The following is a 22,813-nucleotide window of genomic DNA, read 5'->3' as shown; positions in this document are numbered from 1 at the left end:
GTCACAGGTTCAATCCCTGTCGCGTCCACCATTCCTTCTTCAAAACCCAGTCTGAAACACCCGTCTTCGGCGGGGTTTTCGCTTGTCCCAGGACCGGGTTTCCTAGGTTTTGAGCTTATGCTCGCCAATGTGGCCGATCGGCCACACCCGAAATCATCCGCGGTGCGTTTGTCGTGCTGGAACCGCTCAACGTCGGCTCCATGACAATTCCACTAAAGGGTGCACGAACATGAGATTCCAATTGCTGGCCGGCGTCGCGGTGGTCGCGCTCTGCGCGGCCTCCGGCGCGTCAGCCCAAAGCGCGACGAGCGGTTGGTATGTCGCTGGCGACGCCGGCTACCATATCCCCAAGGACATCAAGGCCACCTCTTCGGCCGGCTACAACTGGACCTTCTCGCAGGACGAGGATTGGGCCGCTTTCGGGCGTCTGGGCTACAAGTTCACGCCGAACTGGCGCGTCGAGGCCGAGTACGGCTATCGCGGTTCCGACATCAAGGGCGTTCACGGCACGGGCAATGCGTCCGGCGCCCAGCCGACCGGTCTTTGCCTGGCTGGCCCGATCCGCACCGCGGCCTCGCCCAAGTGCGATGGCCCGAACGGCGAGATCAAGGCCACCACCCTGATGGGCAACGTCATTTATGACTTCATGCCCGACTCGGCCATCCACCCCTTCATCGGCGCCGGCGCCGGCGTCGCCTGGGTTCACAACAAGGTCTATGGCCAGCTGAGCGGCGTGCCCGCCTTCGCCGCGCCCTTCCAGAACACCAGCATCGACGACGTCGATCAGGCCTTCGCCTATCAAGGCCTTCTGGGTCTGGCGTGGGACTTCGCGCCGAACTGGAGCCTGGACCTGACCGGCCGTTATCTGGCCACCAAGGACCTCACCTGGGGTTCGGTGACGCAAAATGTCGGCCCGGGCGTCGGCGCGATCACCGATGTCGGCTCGTTCGACGGCAAGTATAAGGACGCCTCGCTGACGCTGGGCGTTCGCTATACCTTCGGCTCGCCGCCGCCCCCGCCTCCGCCCCCGCCGCCCCCGCCGCCGCCCCCGCCGCCCCCGGTCATGGAGCCCCCGGCTCCGCCCCCGCCTCCGCCGGCGGCCGCCTATGAGGCGCGTGAGTTCGTGGTCTACTTCCCGTTCGATCAGTACGTGCTGACGCCGGAAGCCCAGGCCGTGGTTTCGCAAGCCGCTGACTACGCCAAGGCTGGCGGCGCCACGAAGATCACCGTGACGGGTCACACCGACCGTTCGGGCTCGGACAAGTATAACGCCAAGCTCTCGGAACGCCGCGCCAAGGCCGTCGCCGATGGCCTGGTGGGCATGGGCGTCGCCGCCACCAGCCTGGCCGTCGACTGGAAGGGCGAAAGCGCTCCGGCCGTCGCGACTGGTGATGGCGTCAAGGAACCTCTGAACCGTCGTTCCTCGATCTCGATCAACTTCTAACGATCGACGTCGAAACTGGATTGGGGGCTCGGCCGAAAGGCCGGGCCCCTTTTTCGTGGGCCAAGGGTTCGTGCCTTGAGGGGGGCGCTGAACGAAAAGACGCTCCCGATGGGGCGTCGGGAGCGTCATCCCCGGCGGCCCAAGAGGGCGAGGGCGCCGGAATCGGCCGACCTTATTGGGGGTGTCGGCCGTGAGGGATTGCGAGCGCGACCGTCAGGGGCGCGCCTGACGCGCGGCGACGACGGCACTGGAAGCCTGGAGCGACATGGACGTCCCCGTCCGGTTGCGACGCCTCGACTATACGCCGGCTCTCGTTCCGCGCGAGTCAAAACGACCGGGGCGCACCAGCCGCGACAATTCGCGCGGCAGCGGCGAGGGCGCCGCCAGGATTCCGGCCACGACATGCTCGGCCAGCAGGGGCGCCAGGCAGAAGCCGCGCGAGCCCAGGCCGGCCAGAACGTATAGTCCATCCTCGACCTTGCCGGCGATCGGAACGTGGTCGGCGGTGGTCGCGCGGATCGCGGCGCGGCCGGTGAGCGCCGCTGACCTGAGGCCAGCGGCCAGCCTCGGCAGGCCCTTGGCCAGCGTCTCCAGGTTGCGGGCGTGATCTTCGGCGCGCTCCTCGGTGGCCAGGTCCTGGCGGTCGTGGGTGGCGCCGAACAGCACCCCGTCGCGGGTCGGAACGGCGTAGCCGCCAAAGGCGACGGGCGTCTGGCGCGGACCGTTCAGCGCGATCCAGCTGGTCTGGCCGCGCACCGGGCGCCAGGGCAGGTTCGGCAGCAACTCGCCCAGTCCCGCGCCAGGGGCGATGACCACGGCGTCGGCGCGGGTGATCTCGGCGCCGGAGGCGTCCAGCAGTCGCCAGCCTTCCGGGGTGTGTTCGATGGCCTGGACATGCGCCTTGAGGGCCTCGCCGCGCCAGGCGTCCAGAATGGCGCGGGGCTCGACGACCAGGGCCTGGGTCATTTCCAGCGCCGGAGCCGTCGGCTCGCCCAGGCGGTCGGCCGTCACGGGCAGCAGGGTCATCGCGCCGGGCTCGAACAGGTCCTGTCGGGCGATGGCGGCGAAGCGGGCTTCGACAGCTTCGTCCTGGGCCAGTTGCAGGACGCCGCGGGCGATCACCGCATCGGGCAAGGCCTGATACAGGGCGGCGGCGCGGGCCAGCCCCTGGGCATAGAGCGCCGCGCGCGGGCCGCCGCCGGCGTCCAGCGCCGGGGTCACGAGGGCGGCGGGGTTGCCCGAGGCCGGGGCCGCCCCGGCGTCGATGACCGTCACGCTCAGGCCCTCGGCGCGGGCGGCGCGGGCCAGGGACGCCGCGGCCACGCCCCCGCCCACGATCGCCAGGCTGGTCGGCCGATGCGGGGCGGGCGGATCGCCGGGAAGCCAGGCCTCCAGCCGGTCCTTCTTGCGGCCAAAGCCGGGGCGCTTGGCGATCTCGAAGCCCGCCGCCTGCAGGCCGCGCCTCACGGCCCCGGCGACGGTGAAGGTGGCGGCGCGCGCGCCCGGGGCCGAGCGCGCGGCCACGGCGGCCAGGATGTCCTCGCTCCACATGGCGGGATTGAGCGCCGGCGAGAAGCCGTCCAGGAACCAGGCGTCGGCCGCGCCGTCCCAGGCGGCCAGGGCGGGACCCACCTCCATCACCGCCAGGTCCAGAGTGGCGCGGAAGGCGGGCAGGTCGACGCGGTGGAAGCCGCGCGCCTGGCCGGGCCAGCCGTCGATCAGGGCCTGGGCGGCCTCGCCCAACTCGGGCCAGACGGCCAGGGCGCGGGCGGCGTCTTCGCGGCTGATCGGATGGGCCTCGATCGAGAAGATGTTCAGCCGCGCCCCGGCGGGGGCCTCGCGCCGCCACAGGTGCAGCAGGGCGGCGATGTTCAGGCCGGTGCCGAAGCCCAGTTCCCCGACGACGAAACGGTCCCGGCCGGCGAAGATCTCGGGCAGGCCGCAGCCGGTCAGGAACACCGCGCGGGTCTCCGCCAGGCCGTCGGCGCTGGAGAAATAGACGTCGCCATACAGTCGGGAACGCGGCAGGCCGTTCTCGTTCCAGATCAGGGGCGAGGTGTCGTCTTCAGGGCCTGGGGCGGTGTCGCTCATGCCGCGCTAAAGCCGCCCCGGCCGGGCGGCTGTCAATCTGGAGCGGCCAAGAAAAAGGGGCCGCCCTCGCGGACGGCCCCTCTCGATCTGGCTGAAAGCCTGGGCCCTAGTGGGCGGCCTTCTTCTCGTCGTGAGCGGCGGCGGGCGGGGTCGCCGGCTCCTTGGTCGGGGCGGCGGGGGCCTCGGCGGCGGTCGCGCCCGTGGAGGCGACGGTGTCGCCTTCGGCGGCCGGGGCGGCGGCGGCGTCGGCGGCGGCCTTGTTGGCGTCGGCCACGGCCTGATCCTGAGCAGCGGCGGCGTCGGTCACGGTGCTGGCGCCTGCGGCGGCCGCTTCGGCGGCGGCGGTCGAGGCGTCGGCGCCCTCTTCCTTCTTGCCGCAGGCGGCCAGCGACAGGGCCGACACGGCCGCGCCGGCGATGAGAAGCTTACGGAGCATGGTGGCGTTCATGGGCAATCCCTTGTCTCGAGCGCGCCGCCCGCAATTCCAGGCGGCGTCTGTCCGTGTCAGGGAATACCGGTTCGAATGGGCGCGCAAGCCAGAGTTCACGCGCCCGTGATTACTTCGCGGACAGAGTCCAGCGGGTCTATCAGGCGTCGTTGGGGATGGCCTGCAGCGCCTCTTCCAGTTCCAGGAAGCTGGGCTGGGAATCGGTGGGCACGTTGCCTCGGCCGATCTCGACCGAGATCTGGGCGGCGTTGCCATGCAGGTGGGCCACCAGAACAGCCTGGATGATCTTGTAGAAGGCGTAGTCGTCGTCGCAGACCGAGGCCAGGCGGGTGGCCATCGGGCCAACCAGGCCATAGGCCATGAACACGCCGAGGAAGGTGCCGACGAGGGCCGAGCCGATCATGCCGCCCAGCACGGCGGGGGGCTCGGTGATCGAGCCCATGGTCTTGATGATGCCCAGCACGGCGGCGACGATGCCCAGGGCGGGCAGGCCGTCGGCCAGGTTGGTCAGGGCGTGGGCCGGCGCGTGGGCCTCGTGGTGGTGCTTTTCGAGCTGCTTCTCCATCGCGTCCTCGACCTGGTGGGGATCTTCCAGGTTCATGGTCATCATCCGCAGGGTGTCGCAGATGAAGTCGACGGCGAAGTGGTCGTGGGCGATCTTGGGATAGCGCGAGAAGATCGTGCTTTCCTGCGGCTTTTCAATGTGGGCTTCCAGGGCGATGACGCCCTTGGACTTCATGGTCTTGGTCAGCAGGAACAGCAGGCTGAGCAGGTCGCGATAGTCGGCAGCCTTCCACTTGGGGCCCTTGAAGATCTTGCCGAAGCCGCCGGCCGTGGCCTTGATGGTGGTCATCGAGTTGGCGATCAGGAAGGCGGCGACGCCCGCGCCCAGGATGGCCATGAGCTCGTGCGGGGCGGCCTCGATGATCACGTCCATCTTGCCGCCGGACATGATGAAGCTGCCGAAGACGAGGCCAAAGAGCAGGACGATGCCGATGATCTGGAACATGACGAAAGCCGACCCCGAGAATTGATCCCGCATCATCGGGGTTAATGCTTAATCCAACGTTCCCACAGGGCCAGAAGGGCCTGAGTTGCGTGGTCGCGCCGACCAGCCTAACAAGTGTTTGATGTCGACCGCCGCACAAGAAGCCCGGAGCAACCGGGGCGCATTCGCGATCCTCTTTGGAGTGTCCGTGGTCTCGGCCATGGGCAACAGCGGCATGTGGTCGGTGCTGCCGGCCATCGGGCGGCAGATCGGCATTCCCGACGTGCTGGTGGCGGCGATCTTCTCGCTGTCGGCCGTGCTGTGGGCGATCAGCTCGCCGTTCTGGGCCCGCCAGTCCGACCTGCGCGGCCGCAAGCCCCTGATCCTGCTGGGCCTGGCCGGATTCTGCGTCTCCATGACCCTGTGCGCCGTGGTGGTCAGCGCCGGCCTGCATCATCTGGCCGCCCCGATGGTGATCTTCGGCCTGTTCCTGACCGCGCGGGCGCTGTTTGGCCTGTTCGGCTCGGCCTCCAATCCCGCCACCCAGGCCTATATGGCCGAGCGCACCAGCCGCGAGGAGCGCACCCAGACCATGGCCACCCTGGCCGGGGCCTTCGGCCTGGGCACGGTGGTCGGGCCGCTGCTGGCCCCGCTGTTCGTGCTGCCCGTCGTGGGTCTGGCGGGGCCGATGTTCGCCTTCGCCATCCTGGCCGGGATCATGCTGATCGTGGTCCAGCGCGGCCTGCCCGAGACCTTCAAGCCCGGAAACAGCGACGCGGCGCCGCGCCGGAGGGGCTTCCCGTTCAAGGGCGAAGGCGTGGCCCTGTGGAAGGACCCGCGCCTCAAGCCCTTTCTGATCTATGGCTTCCTGGTCGCCTCGTGCCAGACGGCCCAGTCACAGACCCTGGGCTTCCTGATCATCGACAAGCTGAAGCTGCCGCCGATGCAGGCCCAGAGCTACATCACCCTGGCCATGGCGGCGGGGGCGGTCGCGGGCCTGCTGGCCCAGTGGGGCCTGATCCGCATGTTCTCGATGCGGCCGCGCGACCTGATGCGCTGGGGCGTGGCGGCGGCGGCCGTGGGCAATGTGATCGTGGCCCTGGCGCCCGACTACGCGGCCGTGGCCATAGGCTTCGCCATCGCCAATCTGGGCTACGGCTTCGCGCGTCCGGGGTTCACGGCGGGCGCCTCCCTGTCGGTCGGGGCGCGGGACCAGGCCGGGGCGGCCGGGGCCATCGCCGCAATCAATGGGCTCAATGTGGTGTTCGGGCCGCTGTTCGTGCTGCTGTACCGCCACATCGGCTGGGGGCCGTTCGCGTTGAACACGTTGATCCTGGCGGGCCTGCTGGTCTACGCCATGAGCCAGGAGATGCTGCGCCGCGCCAATGAGGGCGACGCCCAGGAAGAGGCCACCCTGGCCAGCCTCGAGCGCAGCGACGAAGGCTCCTAGTCGCCCAGGCGACGCAGGGCGGCGCGGTCGCGCAGCACGATGTGGCGGGTGGTCGGCAGGGCGATCACGCCGTCGGACTGCAGCTGGGTCAGGGTGCGCGACACGGTCTCGATGGTCAGGCCCAGATAGTCGGCCATGTCCTGACGCGACATCGGCACGTCCAGTTCCGACTGCGCCCCGGTGCGTTCGGCCAAATCGACCAGCAGGCCGACCACCCGTTCGCGCGCCGACTTGCGGCCCAGCATCAGTACGTGGTCCTGGCTGCGTTGCAGACCCTCGGCCGTCAGCCGGAACAGCGCCCGGGCCACGTCGGCGCGCTGGGCGGCCAGATCGCTCAGGGCGCCCCGGCGGACCATGCGGACGGTGGTGTCGGCCATGGCTTCGGCGGTGACGCGGTGCAGGTCGCCGGCCTCGATGCCGAAATAGTCACCGGCCAGATGGAACTCGTCGATCTGGCGACGGCCGTCGCGCAGGAGCCGGCAGGTCCGCACCGAGCCGGAGATCACCTGGTAGATGTAGTCGGCGCTGTCGCCCTCGCTGAAGATCTCTTCGTCGCGGGCGTGGCGCAGGCAGGGACCGGTGAAGCCGAAGGGCCCGGTTGCGGTCGGCGCGTGGTCGGTCTGGCGAAGCGGAGACAGCATGTTGAACATCCCTTGTTGACCCGTTTCTGGGCCATGCCCGCGAGACGGTAAATTCGGGTGCGACGCCTAAGGAACGTTACTTAAGCGGGTTTGCGGAAGATGTGTCCGCCGCGCTTGCGCTGGATCAAGGCGAGCCCGGATCGGGCGTGCTGAAATGAAAGTATGTGCGGTCCGGTTCCGACGGGAAGAAAGCATCCCTTGATCGTGGTTCTCGATGAAGACGAGGCCCTGCGCGAGGCCCTGCGCTTTTCCCTGGAGACCGAGGGCTACCGCGTCAGCGCGTTCGGCGCGGCCTCGGAGCTTCTGGATAGCGACCAGTGTTCTGGCGCGGCCTGTTTCGTGATCGACGAGGCCGGATGCGAGCCGGGCCTGACCCAGCAGCTGAGGCGCCAGCGGGTGCCGGTGATCCTGCTCTCCAGCGGCGGTCGCCGTCCCCAGCGGACGCGCCTGGGCGGGTTGATCAGCGTCGTTGAAAAGCCCCTGATCACCGACGCCCTCAGCCGCCGGATCGCGGCGGTGGTGCAGTAGTCCGTAACGCGCGAGCCGGGGCTCAGCCCGCCCGCACCGAAAGCGTCATGCGCACCAGGGCCGCCAGGTTGTCGGCGTGCATCTTGGTCATCAGCTTGGCGCGATAGATCTCGACGGTGCGCGGGCTGATGCCCAGGTCGCGGGCGATGACCTTGTTGGGATGACCGGCCACGACGCCGTCCAGCACCTGGCGTTCGCGCTCCGACAGCGTTTCCAGCCTTTGCAGGATCTCGACCTGGTCCCCGCTGACGGCGGTGGCCTCGTTCATCGCGCCCAGGGCCCGCTTCAGGGCGTCGAGAATGCGACCTTCCGAGAACGGCTTTTCGAGGAAGTCGACGACCCCCGAGCGCATGGCTTCAACGGCCATGGGGATGTCGCCATGGCCGGTGATCATGATCACCGGCATGCGGGCGTTCAGCGCCGCCAGGCGGGCGACCAGTTCCTGGCCGCTCATCTCGGGCATCCGCACGTCGGTGATCACGCAGCCGGCCCGCGCGGTGGGCAGGGCGGCCAGGAAGTCCGGCGCGCTGGCGTAGGTCTCCACGTGGAGGTCCGCGGATTCCAGCAGGAAGGCCAGCGACTCGCGGGCGCTCTCGTCGTCATCGACGACATGCACGACGGCGTCAGTCATGGGGGGTCTCGTCCTCCTGGTCGGCCGGGGGCAGGGTGAAGCGGAAGACCGTTCCGCCGCGCGGATTGGGTTCGGCCCAGATGCGGCCGCCATGAGCCTCGATGATCGAGCGCGAGATGGACAGCCCGACGCCCATGCCCTGGGGCTTGGTGGTCATGAAGGGCTGGAACAGCTTTTCGCGAACATCATCGGCGATGCCGCCGCCGGTGTCGGCCACGCTGACCCGCGCCCAGCCTTCTTCGGTCAGGTCGCTGGAGATGACCAGTTCACGGCGCGCGCCGTCCTGCATGGCGTCGATCCCGTTGCGGATCAGGTTGAGCAGGACCTGCTGGATCTGCACCCGATCGGCGAAGACGGGGTCCGCCGCCGGATCCATGGAAAGACGCACATCGACCTGGCGCTCCTTCTCGCCGATCAGGGCCAGGGCGCTGGCTTCCTCGACCAGTTTCGACAGGCTTTCGGGTTCACGCTCGCTGGCCCCGCGCCGGACGAAGTCGCGCATGCGGTGGATGATGTCGCCGGCGCGCAGGGCCTGGGCGGCGGCGCGATCGATGGCGTCGCGCACCTTGGCCTGATCGGCCTCGCGACCCCGGTCGATCAGCCGCCGCGAGCCGGTCAGCAGGTTGGCGATGGCCGACAGGGGCTGGTTCAGTTCGTGGGCCAGGGTCGAGGCCATCTCGCCCATCGCCGTCAGGCGCGAGACGTGGACCAGCTCGTTCTGCAGTTCCTGCAGGCGGGTCTCGGTCTGCTGGCGGTCCGTCAGGTCGCGGATGAAGCCGGTGTAGGAGGGGCGGGGGCCCTTGGTTTCGCCGACCGCCAGTTCCATCGGAAAGGTCGAGCCGTCCTTGCGCTCGCCCACCACCACCCGGCCGACCCCGATGATCCGCTTCTCGCCGGTCGCGGCGTAGCGGGCCAGATAGCCGTCGTGGGCCTGGCGGTAGGGGCTGGGCATCAGCATTTCGACGTTGCGGCCGAGGGCTTCCGCCGCCGTCCAGCCGAACAGGCGCTCGGCGGCGGGGCTGAACGAGGTCATGAGCCCCGCGCGGTCGATGACCACGACGGCGTCAGGAATGGTGTCGAGGATCGACTGGAGGTGGGCGTTGGTCGCCGCCGCCCGTCGCCGCGCGGCGTGGAACCAGCCGCCGCCGATGGCCAAGCCCACGCCGACCAGCAGGAAGATCACCCCGCTCAGGGCCGAGACGAGGTTTGGCGTGTCGTCGCGCGTCGCCCAGCCCACGGCCAGGCTGGCGAACACGGTCGCGAACAGCCCGCAGGTCAGCCCGCCGACCGCGGCGCTGACCAGGATGGCGGGCATGAACAGCAGGAACGACGAGGCGGCCGTGAAGGTCTCGCCCAGCGACAGCCGGATGACAAAGGTCGCCGCCACCGCCGTCGCGGCCAGCACATAGGGGCCGGGCCGGGGGTCGCTGAACAGGGGGGAGGGGGCCTGCCGGACCGCCTTCATCGCGTCATCGTCTCCATCGCTCTTGCGGCCCTTATAGCCGAGGCGCGGGGCGGCGCGAGACCCGCTTGATCGACGTCAAGGCGCGAGCCCGGAGCCCACGCGATGTTCCGCCCTTCAACAGGGAGACCTCTCATGTCGGGTGGGCAAGTCGCATATCTTTCGATGGTCGTCGTGGTGTTCACGGCCTTCGCCTTGGTGCTGTTTGGCGGATACATCTATACGAACTGGAAGTAGCGGTTCGGACGACCAGGTCGTTTCAGGAGGCCCGGCGCAGATCGCCGGGCCTTTTTTGTGCGTCATCCAGGTCGATCCGGCGATCGCAGAGGGCCAGGGGCGCGGGACGGTGGCTGACCAGGACCAGGCCCTGACCGCTTCGATCCAGGCGCGCGGCCAGTCGATCCAGCACCAGCGCCTCGGTCGCCGCGTCCAGGCCCTCGGTGGGTTCGTCCAGCAACAGCCAGGGCGCGGGTCGCAGATAGGCCCGGGCCAGGGACAGCCGCCGCCGCTCCCCGCCGGACAGGCGCTCGCCGTTGTCGCCCAGCCAGCTGTTCAGTCCCGCCGGCGCCGAGCGGATACGCGCGTCGAGGGCGGCGTCGCTCAGGGCGCTCCACAGATCCTCGTCGGTCGCGGCCGGGGCGGCCAGCCGCAGGTTGTCGGCGACGGTTCCCGCGATCAGGGCCGCGTCCTGCGGCGCGTGGGCGAAGGCGGCGCGGGCCGTCGCGGGGGCAAGGGTCATGATGTCCGCGCCGCCCAGCATCAGGGTTCCGGTCGCGGCGGGACGCAGCCCCAGAAGCTGTTCCAGCAGGGTGGTCTTGCCGACGCCCGACGGGCCCGAGACGGCGATCCGCGAGCCGGGGGCGAAGTCCTGGCTCCGCAGCCGGAGGTCGGTCCGGTCCAGGCGCGGCGCCGGGGCGGCTTCGGAGGGGGCGTGCCGCAGCAGGGCGTCCAGTCGGTCGGCCGCCTCATCCGCGGCGCCGTCCTGGTCGAAGGCGGCGGTCAGGCCGGCCAGGCCCTCGATGGCCATGGCGGCGGCCAGGCCCGCCAGCGCCGCCAGCGGCGCGCCGGCCGGAGCGGCCAGAAGGATGGCGGCGGCGACCGCGAAGCCGAGGATCGCGGCCTGGGACAGGGCGATCCAGCCCCGGGCGCGGGCGGCGTCCAGCCGGGCGGCGTCGACGGCCGCGCCGCGCGTCGCCAGGGTCTGGCCGGCCCAGGCCTCCAGGCCATAGGCGCGAAGCTCGGGGGCGGCGGCCGAAAGGCTGGCGGCGGCGTCCTTCAGGGTTCCCATCCGGGTCTGGATCTCGCGTCCGGCCGGGGCCGAGAGGCGTCGGGCCAGGGTCCTGGCCGTCAGGATGGCCGCCGCGGCGGCCAGCAGGATGGCCGTGGCCGGGAGCCAGCCGGCCAGCAGGCCCAGGGCCAGGCCGGCGATGACGGCGGCCCCCGCGCCCCAGGGCGCCGACAGCCGCACGAAGCGGGTCTCGACCGCGTCGACATCCTGCACCAGACGCGCCGAGGCCTCGCCGCCGGACAGGGCCAAAGCCTCGCCGGGAGGGGCCGCAGCCAGGGCGGCGAACAGGACGGGACGGATCGCGGCCAGGGATCGCAGGGCCGCGGCGTGGCCGCTGAGCCGCTCGATGTAGCGCGCGCCGGTTCTGAGGATGGCCAGCAGCCGGATCATCGCGCTGGGCAGCAGGACGTTGAAGGCCTGGGCCGCCGCCAGTCCCGCCGCGCCGGCCAGAGCCGAGGCGGTGATGAACCAGCCCGACAGGCCCAGCAGCAGGGTCGATGTCGCCCCGACCAACGCCGCGCAGACCGCCGCCAGCAACAGGCCCTCGGCGTGGCGGCGTCGCTGGACGCGGATCAGGGCCTGGAGGGGGGACGCGCTCATGACAGCCTGACGATCTGGTCGGCGAGATCGGCGACCGCCTTGGAATGGGTGGCGATCAGGGTGGTGCGGCCGCGCGCGGCCTCGCGGATGGTGTTCAGCAAGGCCAGCTCCGCCTCCGCGTCCAGATTGGCGGTCGGTTCGTCCATCAGGAGGATGGGCGCGGGCTTGAGCAGGGCGCGGGCCAGGGACAGGCGTCGGCGCTCTCCGCCCGACAGCCCGCCGCCGCGCTCGTCCAGAAGGGCGTCCAGACCGCCGGCGCGCATCGCCAGTGCGCCCGCCAGCCCGACGCGTTGGGCGACGGCCTCGATCTGGGCGCGGGGCGCGTCGCGCCGGGCCAGGGCGATGTTGTCGGCGATCGATCCGGGGATGATCAGCGGGTGCTGCCCGGCCCAGGCGATCTGGCCCGACAGCGCGCCCAGTTCGCTCAGTGGCCGCCCGTCGATCAGCACCGCGCCTCCGGTCAGCGGGGCCAGGTCGAGCAGGAGATTGAGCAGCGAACTCTTGCCGGAGCCGCTGGGGCCGAGGATGGCGGTGATCTGGCCGGCGGGAACCTCCAGGTCGAAGGCCTGCAGCGCGGGCGCGTCGGCCTCGGGATAGCGGATGGTCACGCCCTGGAAGCGGATGGCCGGCGGCGCCGACAGCGTCGGCGCGAGCGGGCGGGGCTCGGGACGGGGCAGGGCGACGAGGCTGGCCGTCGCCGCTTCGGCGGCCTGGCGGTCATGATAGGCGGCGGCCAACCGGCGCATCGGCAGATAGACCTCCGGCGCCAGGGCCAGCACGAAGAAGGCGCGCTTCAGGTCCAGTTGCTCCGGAACCGGGAAGGGCAGCAGGCGCAGCAGGTTGAAGCCGCAATAGACCGCGACCAGAGCCACCGACAGGGCGGCGAAGAATTCCAGCGCGCCCGACGACAGGAAGGCCACCCGCAGGACGCGGATGGTGCGGCCGGCCAGCTCGTCGGCGGAGCGGGCCAGGTCGCGCCTGACCCGACCCTCGGCCTGGAAGGCCAGCACCACCGGCAGGGCGCGGACCCGGTCGAGGAACAGGCCCGACAGCCGTTCCAGGGCGGTGAACTGGGCGCGCGACTCGGCGGCGGCCGCCGTGCCGGCCAGGGCCATGGCCACGATGAAGGGAACCATGGCCCCCAGCAGGATGGCGGCGGCGATCGGGCTGGCGACGGCGGCGACGGCGATCAGGGCCAGGGGCGTCGCGGTGGCCGCGAAACGGGCGGGCAGGAAGCGCGAGACATGGCCGTCCAGCGCCTCGACGCCCTCGACGACGGCGGTGGCGGCGTCGGCGGTGGACAGCGGGCCGCCGGGCGCGCGGGCGACCAGGGCGACGGCGGCGTCGGCGCGGGCGGCGGCCTTGACCCGGGCGGCGGCGCGGGCGCCGGCCTCGCCGGCCAGCTTGGCCACGACGCCCCGCGCGATCATGGCGGCGGCCAGCAGGCTCAGCCAGGCGACGGCGATGGAAAGGGTGCGACCTTTTGACAGGGCGTCGACCGCGCAGGCCAGGGCCGCCGCGAAGCCGATCGCCGCCGCTCCGTCCAGCAGCAGCAGGGCTTGAGCGCGGCGCAGCGGCGCGGCGCCGATGAGGGCCAGGGCCTTCAATCTCGTCGCGACCGGAATCGGGTCGTCGATAAGCACTGGACGAGATTGCATGGGAGGAGTGTAGGCTAGCCTGGCCTGGCCGCCTTGATCTGGATCAAGGGGCGCGAGGCCCGGCCTGTCTAGGGTGCCGCCCTCGGCTGGCGTGATCATTCGCCGTCCGTTTCGGAGCTAAGCATGGACCCCGCTGTCGTCGATCTCTCGAGGCTGCAGTTCGCGCTGACCGCGCTGTACCATTTCCTGTTCGTGCCGCTGACGCTCGGGCTCTCGTTCATGCTGGTCATCATGGAGAGCATCTACGTGATGACCAAGCGTCCAATCTGGCGGACGGTCACGCGGTTCTGGGCTGGGCTGTTTGGCATCAACTTCGTTCTGGGCGTGGCCACGGGCCTGACCATGGAATTCCAGTTCGGCATGAACTGGTCCTACTACTCGCACTATGTCGGCGACATCTTCGGCGCGCCGCTGGCGATCGAGGGCCTGATGGCCTTCTTCATGGAAGCCACCTTCGTGGGCCTGATGTTCTTCGGCTGGGACAAGCTCTCGCGGCTGGGGCACCTGTTCGTGACCTTCATGGTGGCCATCGGCACCAACTTATCGGCGCTCTGGATCCTGATCGCCAACGGCTGGATGCAGAACCCGGTCGGCGCCGCGTTCAATCCCGACACCATGCGCATGGAGGTCACCGACTTCCGCGCCGTGCTGTTCAATCCGGTGGCCCAGGCCAAGTTCGTCCACACCGTCAGCGCCGGCTACACCATCGCGGCCGTCTTCGTGCTGGGCGTCTCGGCCTTCTACCTGCTGAAGGGCAAGTATGTCAGCGTCGCCAAGCGCTCGCTGACCGTCGCCGCCGCCTTTGGCCTGGCCTCCTCTCTGTCGGTGGTCGTGCTGGGCGACGAGAGCGGCTACGCCCTGACCGACAACCAGAAAATGAAGCTCGCGGCGCTGGAAGCCATGTGGGAAACCGAGCCCGCGCCGGCCGGCCTGACCGCCTTCGGCATTCCCAGCCTCGCCGATCGCAAGACCCACTACGAGGTCAAGATCCCCTATGTGCTGGGCGTGATCGCCACGCGCAGCATCGACAAGCCTGTCGCGGGTATCTTCGAGCTCGTCGCCACCGCCGAGGACCGCATCGAGTCCGGCGTCGTCGCCTATGGCGCGCTGCAGACCCTGAAGGTCAATCCCAAGGACATGGCGGCCCGCGCCACCTTCGAACTGCACCGGCGCGACCTGGGCTATGGCCTGCTGCTGAAACGCTATGTCGCCGACCCGCGCATGGCGGACGCGGCCACCATCAAGAAGGCCTCTTGGGACACCGTGCCCAATGTACCGGTGATGTTCTGGGCGTTCCGGATCATGGCGGGCACGGGCCTGGCGATGATCGCCCTGTTCGCCACCGCCTTCGTGCTGGTGACCCTGCGCAAGCATCAGACCAAGTGGTTCCTGGTGCTGGCGGTGATCGCCATCCCGCTGCCCTGGATCGCCACCGAGCTGGGCTGGATCCTGGCCGAGGTCGGGCGTCAACCCTGGGCGGTGGAGGGCGTGCTGCCCACCTTCCTGGGCGCGTCCAGCCTCAGCGTCGCCCAGCTGTGGACCACCATCGTGCTGTTCACCCTGCTGTACGGCGGCCTCGCGGTTGTCGAGGTCGGGCTGATCCTGCGTCACATCAAGAAGGGCCCGTTCGCCGAGCAGGAGGCGTTCAACGCCCCCGCCGCCGAACCGGCCGTCGCTTAAAGGAGTCGCGGTGATGGAACTCCCAATCGACTATGCGACCCTGCGGATCATCTGGTGGGCCCTGCTGGGCGTGCTGCTGATCGGCTTCGCCCTGACCGATGGCTTCGACATGGGCGTGGGCGCGCTTCTGCCGTTCGTCGCCAAGACCGACAAGGAACGCCGGATGGTGATCAACACCATCGGGGCGACCTGGGAAGGCAACCAGGTGTGGTTCATCCTGGGCGGCGGGGCGATCTTCGCGGCCTGGCCCTTCGTCTACGCCGTCAGCTTCTCGGGCTTCTACCTGGCGATGTTCCTTGTGCTGGCGGCGATGATCCTGCGACCCGTCGGCTTCAAGTACCGGTCCAAGCGGCCCGATCCGCGCTGGCGCGCGTTCTGGGACTGGGCGCTGTTCGTCGGCGGCTTCGTGCCGGTGCTGGTGTTCGGCGTCGCCGTCGGCAATGTGCTGCAGGGCGCGCCGTTCCGCTTCGACAGCGACCTGCGCGTTAGCTATCTGGGCTCGTTCCTGGGCCTGTTTACGCCCTTCACCCTGCTGTGCGGCCTGCTGTCGGTCTCGATGCTGGTCCTGCACGGCGCGGGCTGGCTGACCGTCAAGGCCGAGCGCGGCCCCGTGGTCGATCGCGCCCGCCGCCTGGGCGAGACCGCGGGCCTGGCCAGCATCGTGCTGTTCGCGGCCGGCGGCTTCTTCGTGGCCTTCGGCCATATGGGCTTCCGCATCGAGGGCCTGGCCGACGCGGCCGGACCGTCCAACCCGCTGCGCGGGGCGGTGGTGTCCGCGCCGGGCGCCTGGCTCGACAACTATGGCCGCCACGGCTGGATGATCGTGGCGCCGGTGCTGGGCTTTGTCGGCACGGTCATGGCCCTGCTGGGACTGCGTTACGACAAGGCCCCGCTGTCGTTCGGCGGCTCCTCGCTGGCGACGGTGGGGATCATCTCGACCGTCGGCCTGTCGATGTTCCCGTTCATCCTGCCCAGCGTCGCCGATCCGCGCTCCAGCCTGACGGTGTGGAACGCCAGCTCCAGCCACATGACGCTGTTCATCATGCTGATCTGCACGGCAATCTTCCTGCCGCTGGTGCTGCTGTACACCGCCTGGGTCTACAAGGTTCTGTGGGGCCGCAGCACGACCGACGCCCTGACCACCAACCCTGACCTCTACTGAGGGGAAACAAGACGATGTGGTACTTCACCTGGGTTCTGGGCCTTGGCCTGGCTGTCGCTTTCGGCGTGCTCAACGGCCTCTGGTACGAGTTCAATCTGTCGGATGACGGCGATGAAGGGCACTCCGAACCCTGATTGCGACAATCCGCGCGCCGGATTCCTTTCACTGTTAACGGTTGTTAAAGGGCGGATCGGGTCTTGTGTCATTGTGGCCGGGAGCGCGTCGAACACGCGAACCCCCACCTGTCGCCGAACCACTATCCCGGGGAAATCCAAATGTCCGACCAAGCCGAGCCGGCCCTGGAGCTGATCTCCTTCTGCATTGGCGAGCAGGAGTTCTGCATCGACGTGAAGACGGTCCGCGAAATCCGCGGCTGGACTCCGGCGACGCCGATCCCGCACGCGCCGTCCTATCTGCGCGGGGTCATCAACCTGCGCGGCGCGATCATGCCGGTCATCGACCTGCGCAACCGCCTGGGCCTGGGGGTCACCATCCCCGAGACCCGCCACGTGATCGTGGTCGTGGAATGCCAGGACCGCCTGGCCGGCATCCTGGTGGACGCCGTGTCGGAAACCTTCACCGTCTCGCGCGATCACCTGCAGCCGGCTCCCGACCTGGGCGTCGAGGAACTGCGCTTCATCCAGGCGATCATCTCGATGGAAAACCGCCTGATCACCTATCTGCGCATGAACGACGTGTTCCCGGCGATCATCCGCGAAGCGGCTTAAGCGCTAACCGCCGCACAATCAAAAGCCGCCGTCCGCGACACGCGGGCGGCGGCTTTTTGTTGTTTGGGATACGGTCCTCGCCCTTCGACACGCTCAGGGTGAGGACCCCCTACAGGCCGTTGAAAAACCTCACCCTGAGCGTGTCGAAGGGCGAGGCTTTCGCCCCCACCTACCCCTTGCGAACGATCTTGGCCGCCGCCGCGTGGAAGTGGGCTTCGGCCTCGGCTGCGGCGGCGACGCCGGCGTGGCGGTCGGCGGCGACGCTCATGGCCTGGCGGCCGGTGGTCGGGGCGGCGTAGCTCTGCGAGACCTTGCGGGCGTCCTGGGCGCGCAGGGTGGCGTTCGAGGCTTGCGTCTCGTGCCAGGTCGCCAGGTGGTCGGCGGTCAGCACGCCCTCGGGCGAGGCGTCGGCGTGCGGCATCACCTCGCCAAAGCCGATGGCCACGAAGCCGTGGATGACGCCGTAATCCTCTTCCGACAGCAGGAAGGTGATCTGACGCTCTTCGACCTGGCCGGTATAGGCGTCGCTGTCGGGGTCGAACTCGCGCAGCACCAGGATGTCGCCGACCGAGAAGTCGCGGTCGTTGCGGCGGATCTCGAAGCGCTTCTTGCCCGAGCGGACAGCGGCGAAATACTGCGGCCAGGTCTTCAATTCGTGGCGGGTCATGGGAGGCGGCCTTCGTATGCGCTTTGGGTCGGGAAGAGAGGGGGGAGTCGGGAAGAGGGGGAGTCGGAAAGACGGGATCGCGGATGTGTCCCGCCACATCCTAGCGGAGGATTAACCCAGCCGCGCCCGCCTGTGGAGAGCGATGACGTAGGGGAGGCGTTTGACGCGCCGCATAACGCTGATACGCTTTCCTGAACAACGATAACTCAGGTGGGCGGAAATGACGGGCAAGCTTCCCAAGGCGTGCATCATCGGCGCGGGCTGCAGCGGCTTCACCACGGCCAAGCGGCTCAAGGACGTCGGTGTTCCCTATGACTGCTTCGAGATGTCCGACGAGATCGGGGGCAACTGGTACTACAAGAACCCCAACGGCATGTCGTCCTGCTACGAAAGCCTGCACATCGACACCAGCAAGTGGCGACTGGCCTTCGAGGACTTTCCGGTTCCCGCCGACTGGCCCGACTTTCCCCACCACGCCCAGCTGTTCCAGTACTTCAAGGACTATGTCGACCACTTCGGCCTGCGTCCCACCATCACCTTCAACACCCGGGTCGAGACGGCCAGGCGCACCGATGACGGCCTGTGGGCGGTCACCCTGGGCAGCGGCGAAACGCGGCTCTATGATGTGCTGTTCGTCTGCAACGGCCACCACTGGGATCCGCGCACGCCAGACTATCCGGGCGAGTTCGACGGCGTGGCCTTCCACGCCCACCACTATCGCGATCCGTTCGACCCGGTGGACATGCGCGGCAAGAACGTCGTGGTGGTGGGCATGGGCAATTCGGCCATGGATATCGCCAGCGAACTGGCCCAGCGGCCGATCGCCAAGAACCTCTGGGTCTCGGCCCGGCGCGGCGTGTGGGTGTTCCCGAAATATCTGAACGGCAAGCCGGCCGACAAGAGCGCCATGCCAGCCTGGATGCCGCGCAAGCTGGGCCTGGCCCTGTCGCGCAAGGTGCTGAAGAAGACCATCGGCAAGATGGAAGACTACGGCCTGCCCAAGCCCGACCACGAGCCGCTGGAAGCCCACCCCTCGGTGTCGGGCGAGTTCCTGACCCGGGCCGGCTGCGGCGACATCAAGTTCAAGCCGGCGATCAAGGCGCTGGAGGGGAAGAACGTCCGTTTCGCCGACGACAGCGTGGAACAGGTCGACGCCATCGTCTTCGCCACCGGCTACAAGATCAGCTTTCCGTTCTTCAAGGATCCGGCGCTACTGCCCGGCGCGGATCACCGCTTCCCGCTGTTCAAGCGGATGATGAAGGCGGATGTGCCCAACCTGTTCTTCATGGGTCTGGCCCAGCCCCTGCCCACCCTGGTCAATTTCGCCGAGCAGCAGGCCAAGCTGGCGGCGGGCTATCTGGCGGGGACCTACGCCCCGCCGTCGGCCGACGAGATGGTGCGCATCACCGCCAAGGACGAAGAACGCCACCTGGGCCAGTTCTACGCCTCGGCGCGGCACACGATTCAGGTCGATTTCAATGTCTACTGCGCCGACCTGAAGAAGGAGATCGCGCGCGGCGAGAAGCGGGCGCGGGCGGCGGGGAATGTGTTGCCGGTGGCGGCGCGGGCGGAAGCGAAGGTCAGCGTGCCGGCTTGATCACCCGCCCCCTCCTGACCTGCTACGCAGGTCGTCCTCCCCCGTAGGGGAAAGATGAGGTCGGCGCGTTTCATCTTCCCCCTCCGGGGGAGGAGGGCCATAGGCCCGGAGGGGGCAAGTGGCTAGGGTGCGCCGACAAGAATCGAAAGCCCGCCCCATGCCCAAGATCGACCTCGACAAGGACACCCGCGCCAAGCTGACCGACGGCCTCTCGCGCTATCTGAGGGATGAGCTGGATCTGGAGGTGAAGGGTTTCGACGCCCAGTTCCTGCTCGACTTCATCACCGAGCGCCTGGGACCCTACTATTACAACCAGGGCCTCCACGACGCCCAGGCCCTGTTCGCCAAGAAGATCGAGAGCATCACCGACGCGGTCTACGAACTGGAGCAGCCGGTGAAGGGGTTCTGATCGCCGCTCCCCCTGCGTAAGGATTGACGTCCCCGGCGGCCGGCGCATCATCGGTGAACAACGATAAGTCTCCACCGGATGGAGATGCGAGGGGAGGGGCGGCATGGCCCGGCATTCAGTGAGCGGATGGTCTGCGCGCCGATGCACCGTCGCCCGTCGTGTTCGACCGCAAGTGGCGAAGGCCTTGCTCCATGCGGCGGAATGAGGCTCAAATCATGACGGGGCGTCATGATCGCCTCGCCCATGAGTCGCGTTACGCCATGTCCAACATCGCCTACTTCCCCAAGGCTCCGGCGGTTGATGACCGGCCCGGCAAGCGCGAGCGCACCAAGGTCGCCAATCGCCAGGCGATCCTCGACGCGGCGCGGGAAGTGTTCGGCGAACTGGGCTATGACGGCGCCACGGTGCGCGACATCATCCGTCGCACCGGCCTAGCCTCGGGCACCTTCTATAATTACTACAAGTCCAAGGAAGAGGTGTTCGACGCCCTGGCCGACGACGGCGCGCGGCGTTTTCGCCCGCTGCTGCGGGTCGAGGTCGAGAAGGCCAAGGACTTCCAGTCGTTCCTGCACGGCGCGATCACCGCCTACTTCGTGTTCGTGGCCACAGAGCAGGAGAACTGGCGCCTGAACCGGCCGGCCGGCGAACAGATCCCACACGCCCGCGCCACGCCCGAGATCGTCGCGGTGTTCGACGAGGTCCGCGAGGGCTTCGCCAAGGTGCTGGCGCTGGAGCACGCGCCGGCCGTGGACCTCGACTACCTGACCGCCGCCTGCATCGCCGTGGCTCGCGAGGTCAGCGACAAGATGCTGGAGCGCCGCCCGGTCGACACCGCCGCCGCCGCCGACTTCGCCATCAAACTGATCCTGGGCGGCCTGCCCGCCCTTCCCAAACTCTAGCGCCCGTTCGGAGCCCGCATGGCTGACGTCCAGAAGTTCGTCCTGAAGACCATCCTGTCGCTGCCCAGCCCCATCCTGCGGGCGATGTCCGGGGGCGGAGTGGTGTATCGCGGCGGCCGCACGCTGGACCCGCGCTTCCAGTTCTTTGCCCACGCGGCCCAGAAGATGCCGTCGATGACGTCGCTGCCGCCCGACGTGGCCCGCGAGGCCAGCGCCAAGGGGCTGGCCGCCGTGTCGGGACCGCCGGAGCCGGGCGTGCGCACCGAGAGCCTGTCGATCGACGGGCCCGGGGGAAAGATCCCCCTGCGCGCCTATCGCCCGGCCGATCAGGACGCCAGCGCCCCCCTGATCGTCTTCGCCCACTTCGGCGGCGGGGTGATCGGTGACCTGGAAACCTGCCACGCTTTCTGCGGCATCCTGGCCAAGCTCGCCCGGACGGCGGTGCTGTCGGTCGACTATCGGCTGGCCCCGGATCACCGCTTCCCGGCCGGCCTGGACGACGTGCTGGCCGCCTATCGCTGGGGCCGCGACAACGCCGCCCGCTTCGGAGCCCTGCCCGGGACCGCCGCGATCGGCGGCGACTCGATGGGCGGTAATTTCGCGGCCATCGTCCCGCAGGAGATGCGGCGCCTGGGCGAGCCGCAACCGTCCCTGCAGCTGCTGATCTATCCCGCCGTCGACGTGGCCAGCGAGACCGCCTCGATGAGCACCTATGCCGACGCCTATCCGCTGAGCCGGCCGATCATGGACTGGTTCATGGGCCACTATATGGGCCCGGACGCCGATCCGGCCGATCCGCGCCTGTCGCCCAACAAGACCGAGGACCTGACCGGCCTGGCCCCCGCCGTGGTGATCACCGCCGGCTTCGACCCGCTGGTCGATCAGGGCGAGGCCTATGCCAAGCGCCTGCAGGCCGCCGGCGTGCCGGTGACCTATCGCTGCTATGACAGCCTGGCCCACGGCTTCACGGCGTTCACCGGGGCGGTGCCCGCGGCCGACGCGGCTTGCCGCGAGGTGGCGGGGCTGGTGCGCAAGGCGTTCGACGCGGCGAAGGGCTAACTCACTTCCGTTTCCCCGGCGAAGGCCGGGGCCCAGATTCAGCCTGAGCGTCTGGGGGTGATGCGCCTGGTCGCTTCGCCAAGCGCAACGAAGGCTCTGGGTTCGATCTGGGTCCCGGCCTTCGCCGGGAAGACGGAGGAAGGTGGAGCTTGATGACCGCTATGATGCGCGCGCTCGTTGTCGAGAGCCTGGCCCCCGACTTCGCCGGCTGCGCGGTGAAAGACGTCCCAACCCCCACGCCCGGTCCCGGCGAAGTGCTGGTCCGCGTCCGCGCCGCCAGCGTCAACTTTCCCGACCTGCTGATGACCCGCGGCGAATACCAGTTCAAGCCGCCGGTCCCGTTCACGCCTGGCCTGGATCTGGCGGGCGAGGTCGCGGCACTGGGCGAGGGGGTCACCGGCTTCCAGATCGGCGACGCGGTGGTGGGCGGCGCGCGCCTGGGGGCCTTCGCCCAATATGCCGTGGTCTCGGCCCAGGCGCTGAAGCCCAAGCCCGCGCGCCTGTCGTTCGCGCAGGCCGCCGCCTATGGCGCGGCCTATCTGACCGCCTATGTCGCCCTGGTGCGCCGGGCGCGGATCGAGGCGGGCGACTGGGTGCTGGTCCACGGCGCGGCCGGCGGGGTGGGGCTGGCGGCGGTGGACCTGGCCAAGGCTCTGGGCGCGAGGGTGATCGCGGCCTCGGCCTCCGACGCCAAGCTGGCGGCCATCCAGGCTCTGTATGCGCCCGACGCGGCGGTCAATGTCACCGGCGGCTTTCGCGACCAGGTCAAGGCGATCACCGGCGGGCGCGGGGCCGACATCATCTATGATCCGGTGGGCGGCGACGTGTTCGACGAGAGCGTGCGCTGTATCGCCTTTGACGGCCGGCTGCTGGTGATCGGTTTCACCTCCGGGCGGATCCCGACCGTGTCGGTCAATATGCCGCTGATCAAGGGCTTCTCGGTGATGGGCGTGCGGGCCGGAGAGTATGGCCGGCAGTTTCCCGAGAAGGGCCGCGAGAACGGCGAGGCGGTGTGGCGGATGGCGGACGAGGGGATCATCCAGCCTCATGTCCACGCCGAGCTGCCGCTCGAACGGTGGCGCGAGGCGTTTGACCTGCTGGCGGAGCGCAGGGTGGTGGGCAAGGCGGTGATTGTTCCCTGAGTTCCATAAATCGTCATCCCGCGCTCTATGCGCGGGACCCATGGTTCAGCTTCCGCGTGAGCGCTCGCTTTCGCTCCGCCCTCGCGGCGGATAGATGGGTCCCGCGAACAAGTCGCGGGATGACGGGCTTATTTGCGAACCCGAGACGTGGCGAGCCCCACTTGCAAGTCCCTGAACCGACTCAGGTTGACAGCCGCCGCACCATCCCTTATCCACCGCCCCTCACTCGCGGAGGCCTTGC

21 protein-coding genes are annotated in these 22,813 nt (G+C 69.2%); 12 read left to right on the top strand and 9 right to left on the bottom strand.

All coding sequences use genetic code 11. From position 1 onward, the window contains the following. The first annotated feature begins 229 nt into the window (after positions 1-229). The gene (locus ACQY9P_RS03820; RefSeq protein WP_421736587.1) at positions 230-1,444 is read left to right on the top strand and encodes an OmpA family protein; all 1,215 of its coding nucleotides are present in this window, start codon (positions 230-232) and stop codon (positions 1,442-1,444) included. Positions 1,445-1,741: 297 nt separating this feature from the next. On the opposite strand, the gene mnmD is transcribed toward ACQY9P_RS03820, so the two are convergent. From mnmD to motA, 3 genes are all read right to left on the bottom strand, one after another. After that, a complete protein-coding gene (gene mnmD, locus ACQY9P_RS03815) occupies positions 1,742-3,535 on the bottom strand; it encodes a tRNA (5-methylaminomethyl-2-thiouridine)(34)-methyltransferase MnmD (protein ID WP_421736588.1) in 1,794 nt (597 codons plus the stop codon). 106 nt (positions 3,536-3,641) lie between these two features. After that, the gene (locus ACQY9P_RS03810) at positions 3,642-3,971 is read right to left on the bottom strand and encodes a hypothetical protein (protein WP_421736589.1); all 330 of its coding nucleotides are present in this window, start codon (positions 3,969-3,971) and stop codon (positions 3,642-3,644) included. A 151-nt stretch (positions 3,972-4,122) separates the two neighbouring features. Next, complete coding sequence (motA, locus tag ACQY9P_RS03805; protein WP_421736590.1) at positions 4,123-4,992, bottom strand: flagellar motor stator protein MotA; 870 nt, start codon at positions 4,990-4,992, stop codon at positions 4,123-4,125. A gap of 121 nt (positions 4,993-5,113) precedes the next feature. On the opposite strand from motA, the gene ACQY9P_RS03800 reads away from it, so the two are divergent. After that, the gene (locus ACQY9P_RS03800; RefSeq protein WP_421736591.1) at positions 5,114-6,421 is read left to right on the top strand and encodes an MFS transporter; all 1,308 of its coding nucleotides are present in this window, start codon (positions 5,114-5,116) and stop codon (positions 6,419-6,421) included. Here the strand turns inward: ACQY9P_RS03800 and ACQY9P_RS03795 are convergent. Beyond that, a complete protein-coding gene (locus ACQY9P_RS03795; RefSeq protein WP_421736592.1) occupies positions 6,418-7,062 on the bottom strand; it encodes a helix-turn-helix domain-containing protein in 645 nt (214 codons plus the stop codon). The genes ACQY9P_RS03800 and ACQY9P_RS03795 overlap by 4 nt on opposite strands. A gap of 198 nt (positions 7,063-7,260) precedes the next feature. Between ACQY9P_RS03795 and ACQY9P_RS03790 the strand changes: the two genes are divergently transcribed. Next, positions 7,261-7,590 carry a nucleoside transporter gene (locus tag ACQY9P_RS03790; RefSeq protein ID WP_421736593.1) on the top strand — a complete coding sequence of 110 codons (330 nt, stop codon included), beginning with the start codon at positions 7,261-7,263 and terminating at the stop codon, positions 7,588-7,590. A 22-nt stretch (positions 7,591-7,612) separates the two neighbouring features. On the opposite strand, the gene fixJ is transcribed toward ACQY9P_RS03790, so the two are convergent. From fixJ to cydD, 4 genes are all read right to left on the bottom strand, one after another. Beyond that, entirely contained in the window at positions 7,613-8,221 is a 609-nt protein-coding gene (fixJ, locus tag ACQY9P_RS03785; protein ID WP_421736594.1) for a response regulator FixJ, read from the bottom strand. Further along, positions 8,214-9,686 (bottom strand): PAS domain S-box protein, encoded by a 1,473-nt coding sequence (locus ACQY9P_RS03780; RefSeq protein WP_421736595.1) that lies wholly within the window; start codon positions 9,684-9,686, stop codon positions 8,214-8,216. The genes fixJ and ACQY9P_RS03780 overlap by 8 nt, the downstream gene beginning before the upstream one ends. 256 nt (positions 9,687-9,942) lie before the next feature. Further along, positions 9,943-11,571, bottom strand: coding sequence for an amino acid ABC transporter ATP-binding/permease protein (locus ACQY9P_RS03775; RefSeq protein WP_421736596.1), 1,629 nt, complete (start codon positions 11,569-11,571; stop codon positions 9,943-9,945). Further along, a complete protein-coding gene (gene cydD, locus ACQY9P_RS03770; protein ID WP_421736597.1) occupies positions 11,568-13,229 on the bottom strand; it encodes a thiol reductant ABC exporter subunit CydD in 1,662 nt (553 codons plus the stop codon). The genes ACQY9P_RS03775 and cydD overlap by 4 nt, the downstream gene beginning before the upstream one ends. Positions 13,230-13,352: 123 nt before the next feature. Here cydD and ACQY9P_RS03765 point away from each other — a divergent pair, with 123 nt between their 5' ends. From ACQY9P_RS03765 to ACQY9P_RS03750, 4 genes are all read left to right on the top strand, one after another. After that, positions 13,353-14,909 (top strand): cytochrome ubiquinol oxidase subunit I, encoded by a 1,557-nt coding sequence (locus ACQY9P_RS03765; protein ID WP_421736598.1) that lies wholly within the window; start codon positions 13,353-13,355, stop codon positions 14,907-14,909. Between the two features lie 13 nt (positions 14,910-14,922). After that, positions 14,923-16,071 carry a cytochrome d ubiquinol oxidase subunit II gene (gene cydB, locus ACQY9P_RS03760; protein WP_421736599.1) on the top strand — a complete coding sequence of 383 codons (1,149 nt, stop codon included), beginning with the start codon at positions 14,923-14,925 and terminating at the stop codon, positions 16,069-16,071. Between the two features lie 14 nt (positions 16,072-16,085). Then, positions 16,086-16,205: a cytochrome bd-I oxidase subunit CydX gene (gene cydX / locus ACQY9P_RS03755; protein ID WP_421736600.1), complete on the top strand. Its 120-nt coding sequence runs from the start codon at positions 16,086-16,088 to the stop codon at positions 16,203-16,205. A 141-nt stretch (positions 16,206-16,346) separates the two neighbouring features. Continuing rightward, positions 16,347-16,799, top strand: coding sequence for a chemotaxis protein CheW (locus tag ACQY9P_RS03750; protein WP_421736601.1), 453 nt, complete (start codon positions 16,347-16,349; stop codon positions 16,797-16,799). A gap of 169 nt (positions 16,800-16,968) precedes the next feature. Here the strand turns inward: ACQY9P_RS03750 and ACQY9P_RS03745 are convergent, their stop codons facing one another. After that, positions 16,969-17,466: an ASCH/PUA domain-containing protein gene (locus tag ACQY9P_RS03745; protein WP_421736602.1), complete on the bottom strand. Its 498-nt coding sequence runs from the start codon at positions 17,464-17,466 to the stop codon at positions 16,969-16,971. A gap of 220 nt (positions 17,467-17,686) precedes the next feature. Here ACQY9P_RS03745 and ACQY9P_RS03740 point away from each other — a divergent pair, with 220 nt between their 5' ends. From ACQY9P_RS03740 to ACQY9P_RS03720, 5 genes are all read left to right on the top strand, one after another. After that, entirely contained in the window at positions 17,687-19,063 is a 1,377-nt protein-coding gene (locus ACQY9P_RS03740) for a flavin-containing monooxygenase (RefSeq protein WP_421736603.1), read from the top strand. Between the two features lie 157 nt (positions 19,064-19,220). Continuing rightward, positions 19,221-19,472: a DUF2164 domain-containing protein gene (locus ACQY9P_RS03735; RefSeq protein WP_421736604.1), complete on the top strand. Its 252-nt coding sequence runs from the start codon at positions 19,221-19,223 to the stop codon at positions 19,470-19,472. A 260-nt stretch (positions 19,473-19,732) separates the two neighbouring features. After that, a complete protein-coding gene (locus ACQY9P_RS03730; RefSeq protein ID WP_421736605.1) occupies positions 19,733-20,371 on the top strand; it encodes a TetR/AcrR family transcriptional regulator in 639 nt (212 codons plus the stop codon). Positions 20,372-20,389: 18 nt separating this feature from the next. Beyond that, a complete protein-coding gene (locus ACQY9P_RS03725) occupies positions 20,390-21,430 on the top strand; it encodes an alpha/beta hydrolase (RefSeq protein WP_421736606.1) in 1,041 nt (346 codons plus the stop codon). A gap of 152 nt (positions 21,431-21,582) precedes the next feature. Beyond that, positions 21,583-22,572: an NADPH:quinone oxidoreductase family protein gene (locus ACQY9P_RS03720; RefSeq protein ID WP_421736607.1), complete on the top strand. Its 990-nt coding sequence runs from the start codon at positions 21,583-21,585 to the stop codon at positions 22,570-22,572. Positions 22,573-22,813: the final 241 nt, after the last annotated feature.

Origin of the sequence: Caulobacter sp. (assembly GCF_965279145.1) — a bacterium.
In the GTDB taxonomy this organism is placed as follows: domain Bacteria; phylum Pseudomonadota; class Alphaproteobacteria; order Caulobacterales; family Caulobacteraceae; genus Caulobacter.
This window is presented reverse-complemented; position numbering and strand designations above follow the sequence as displayed.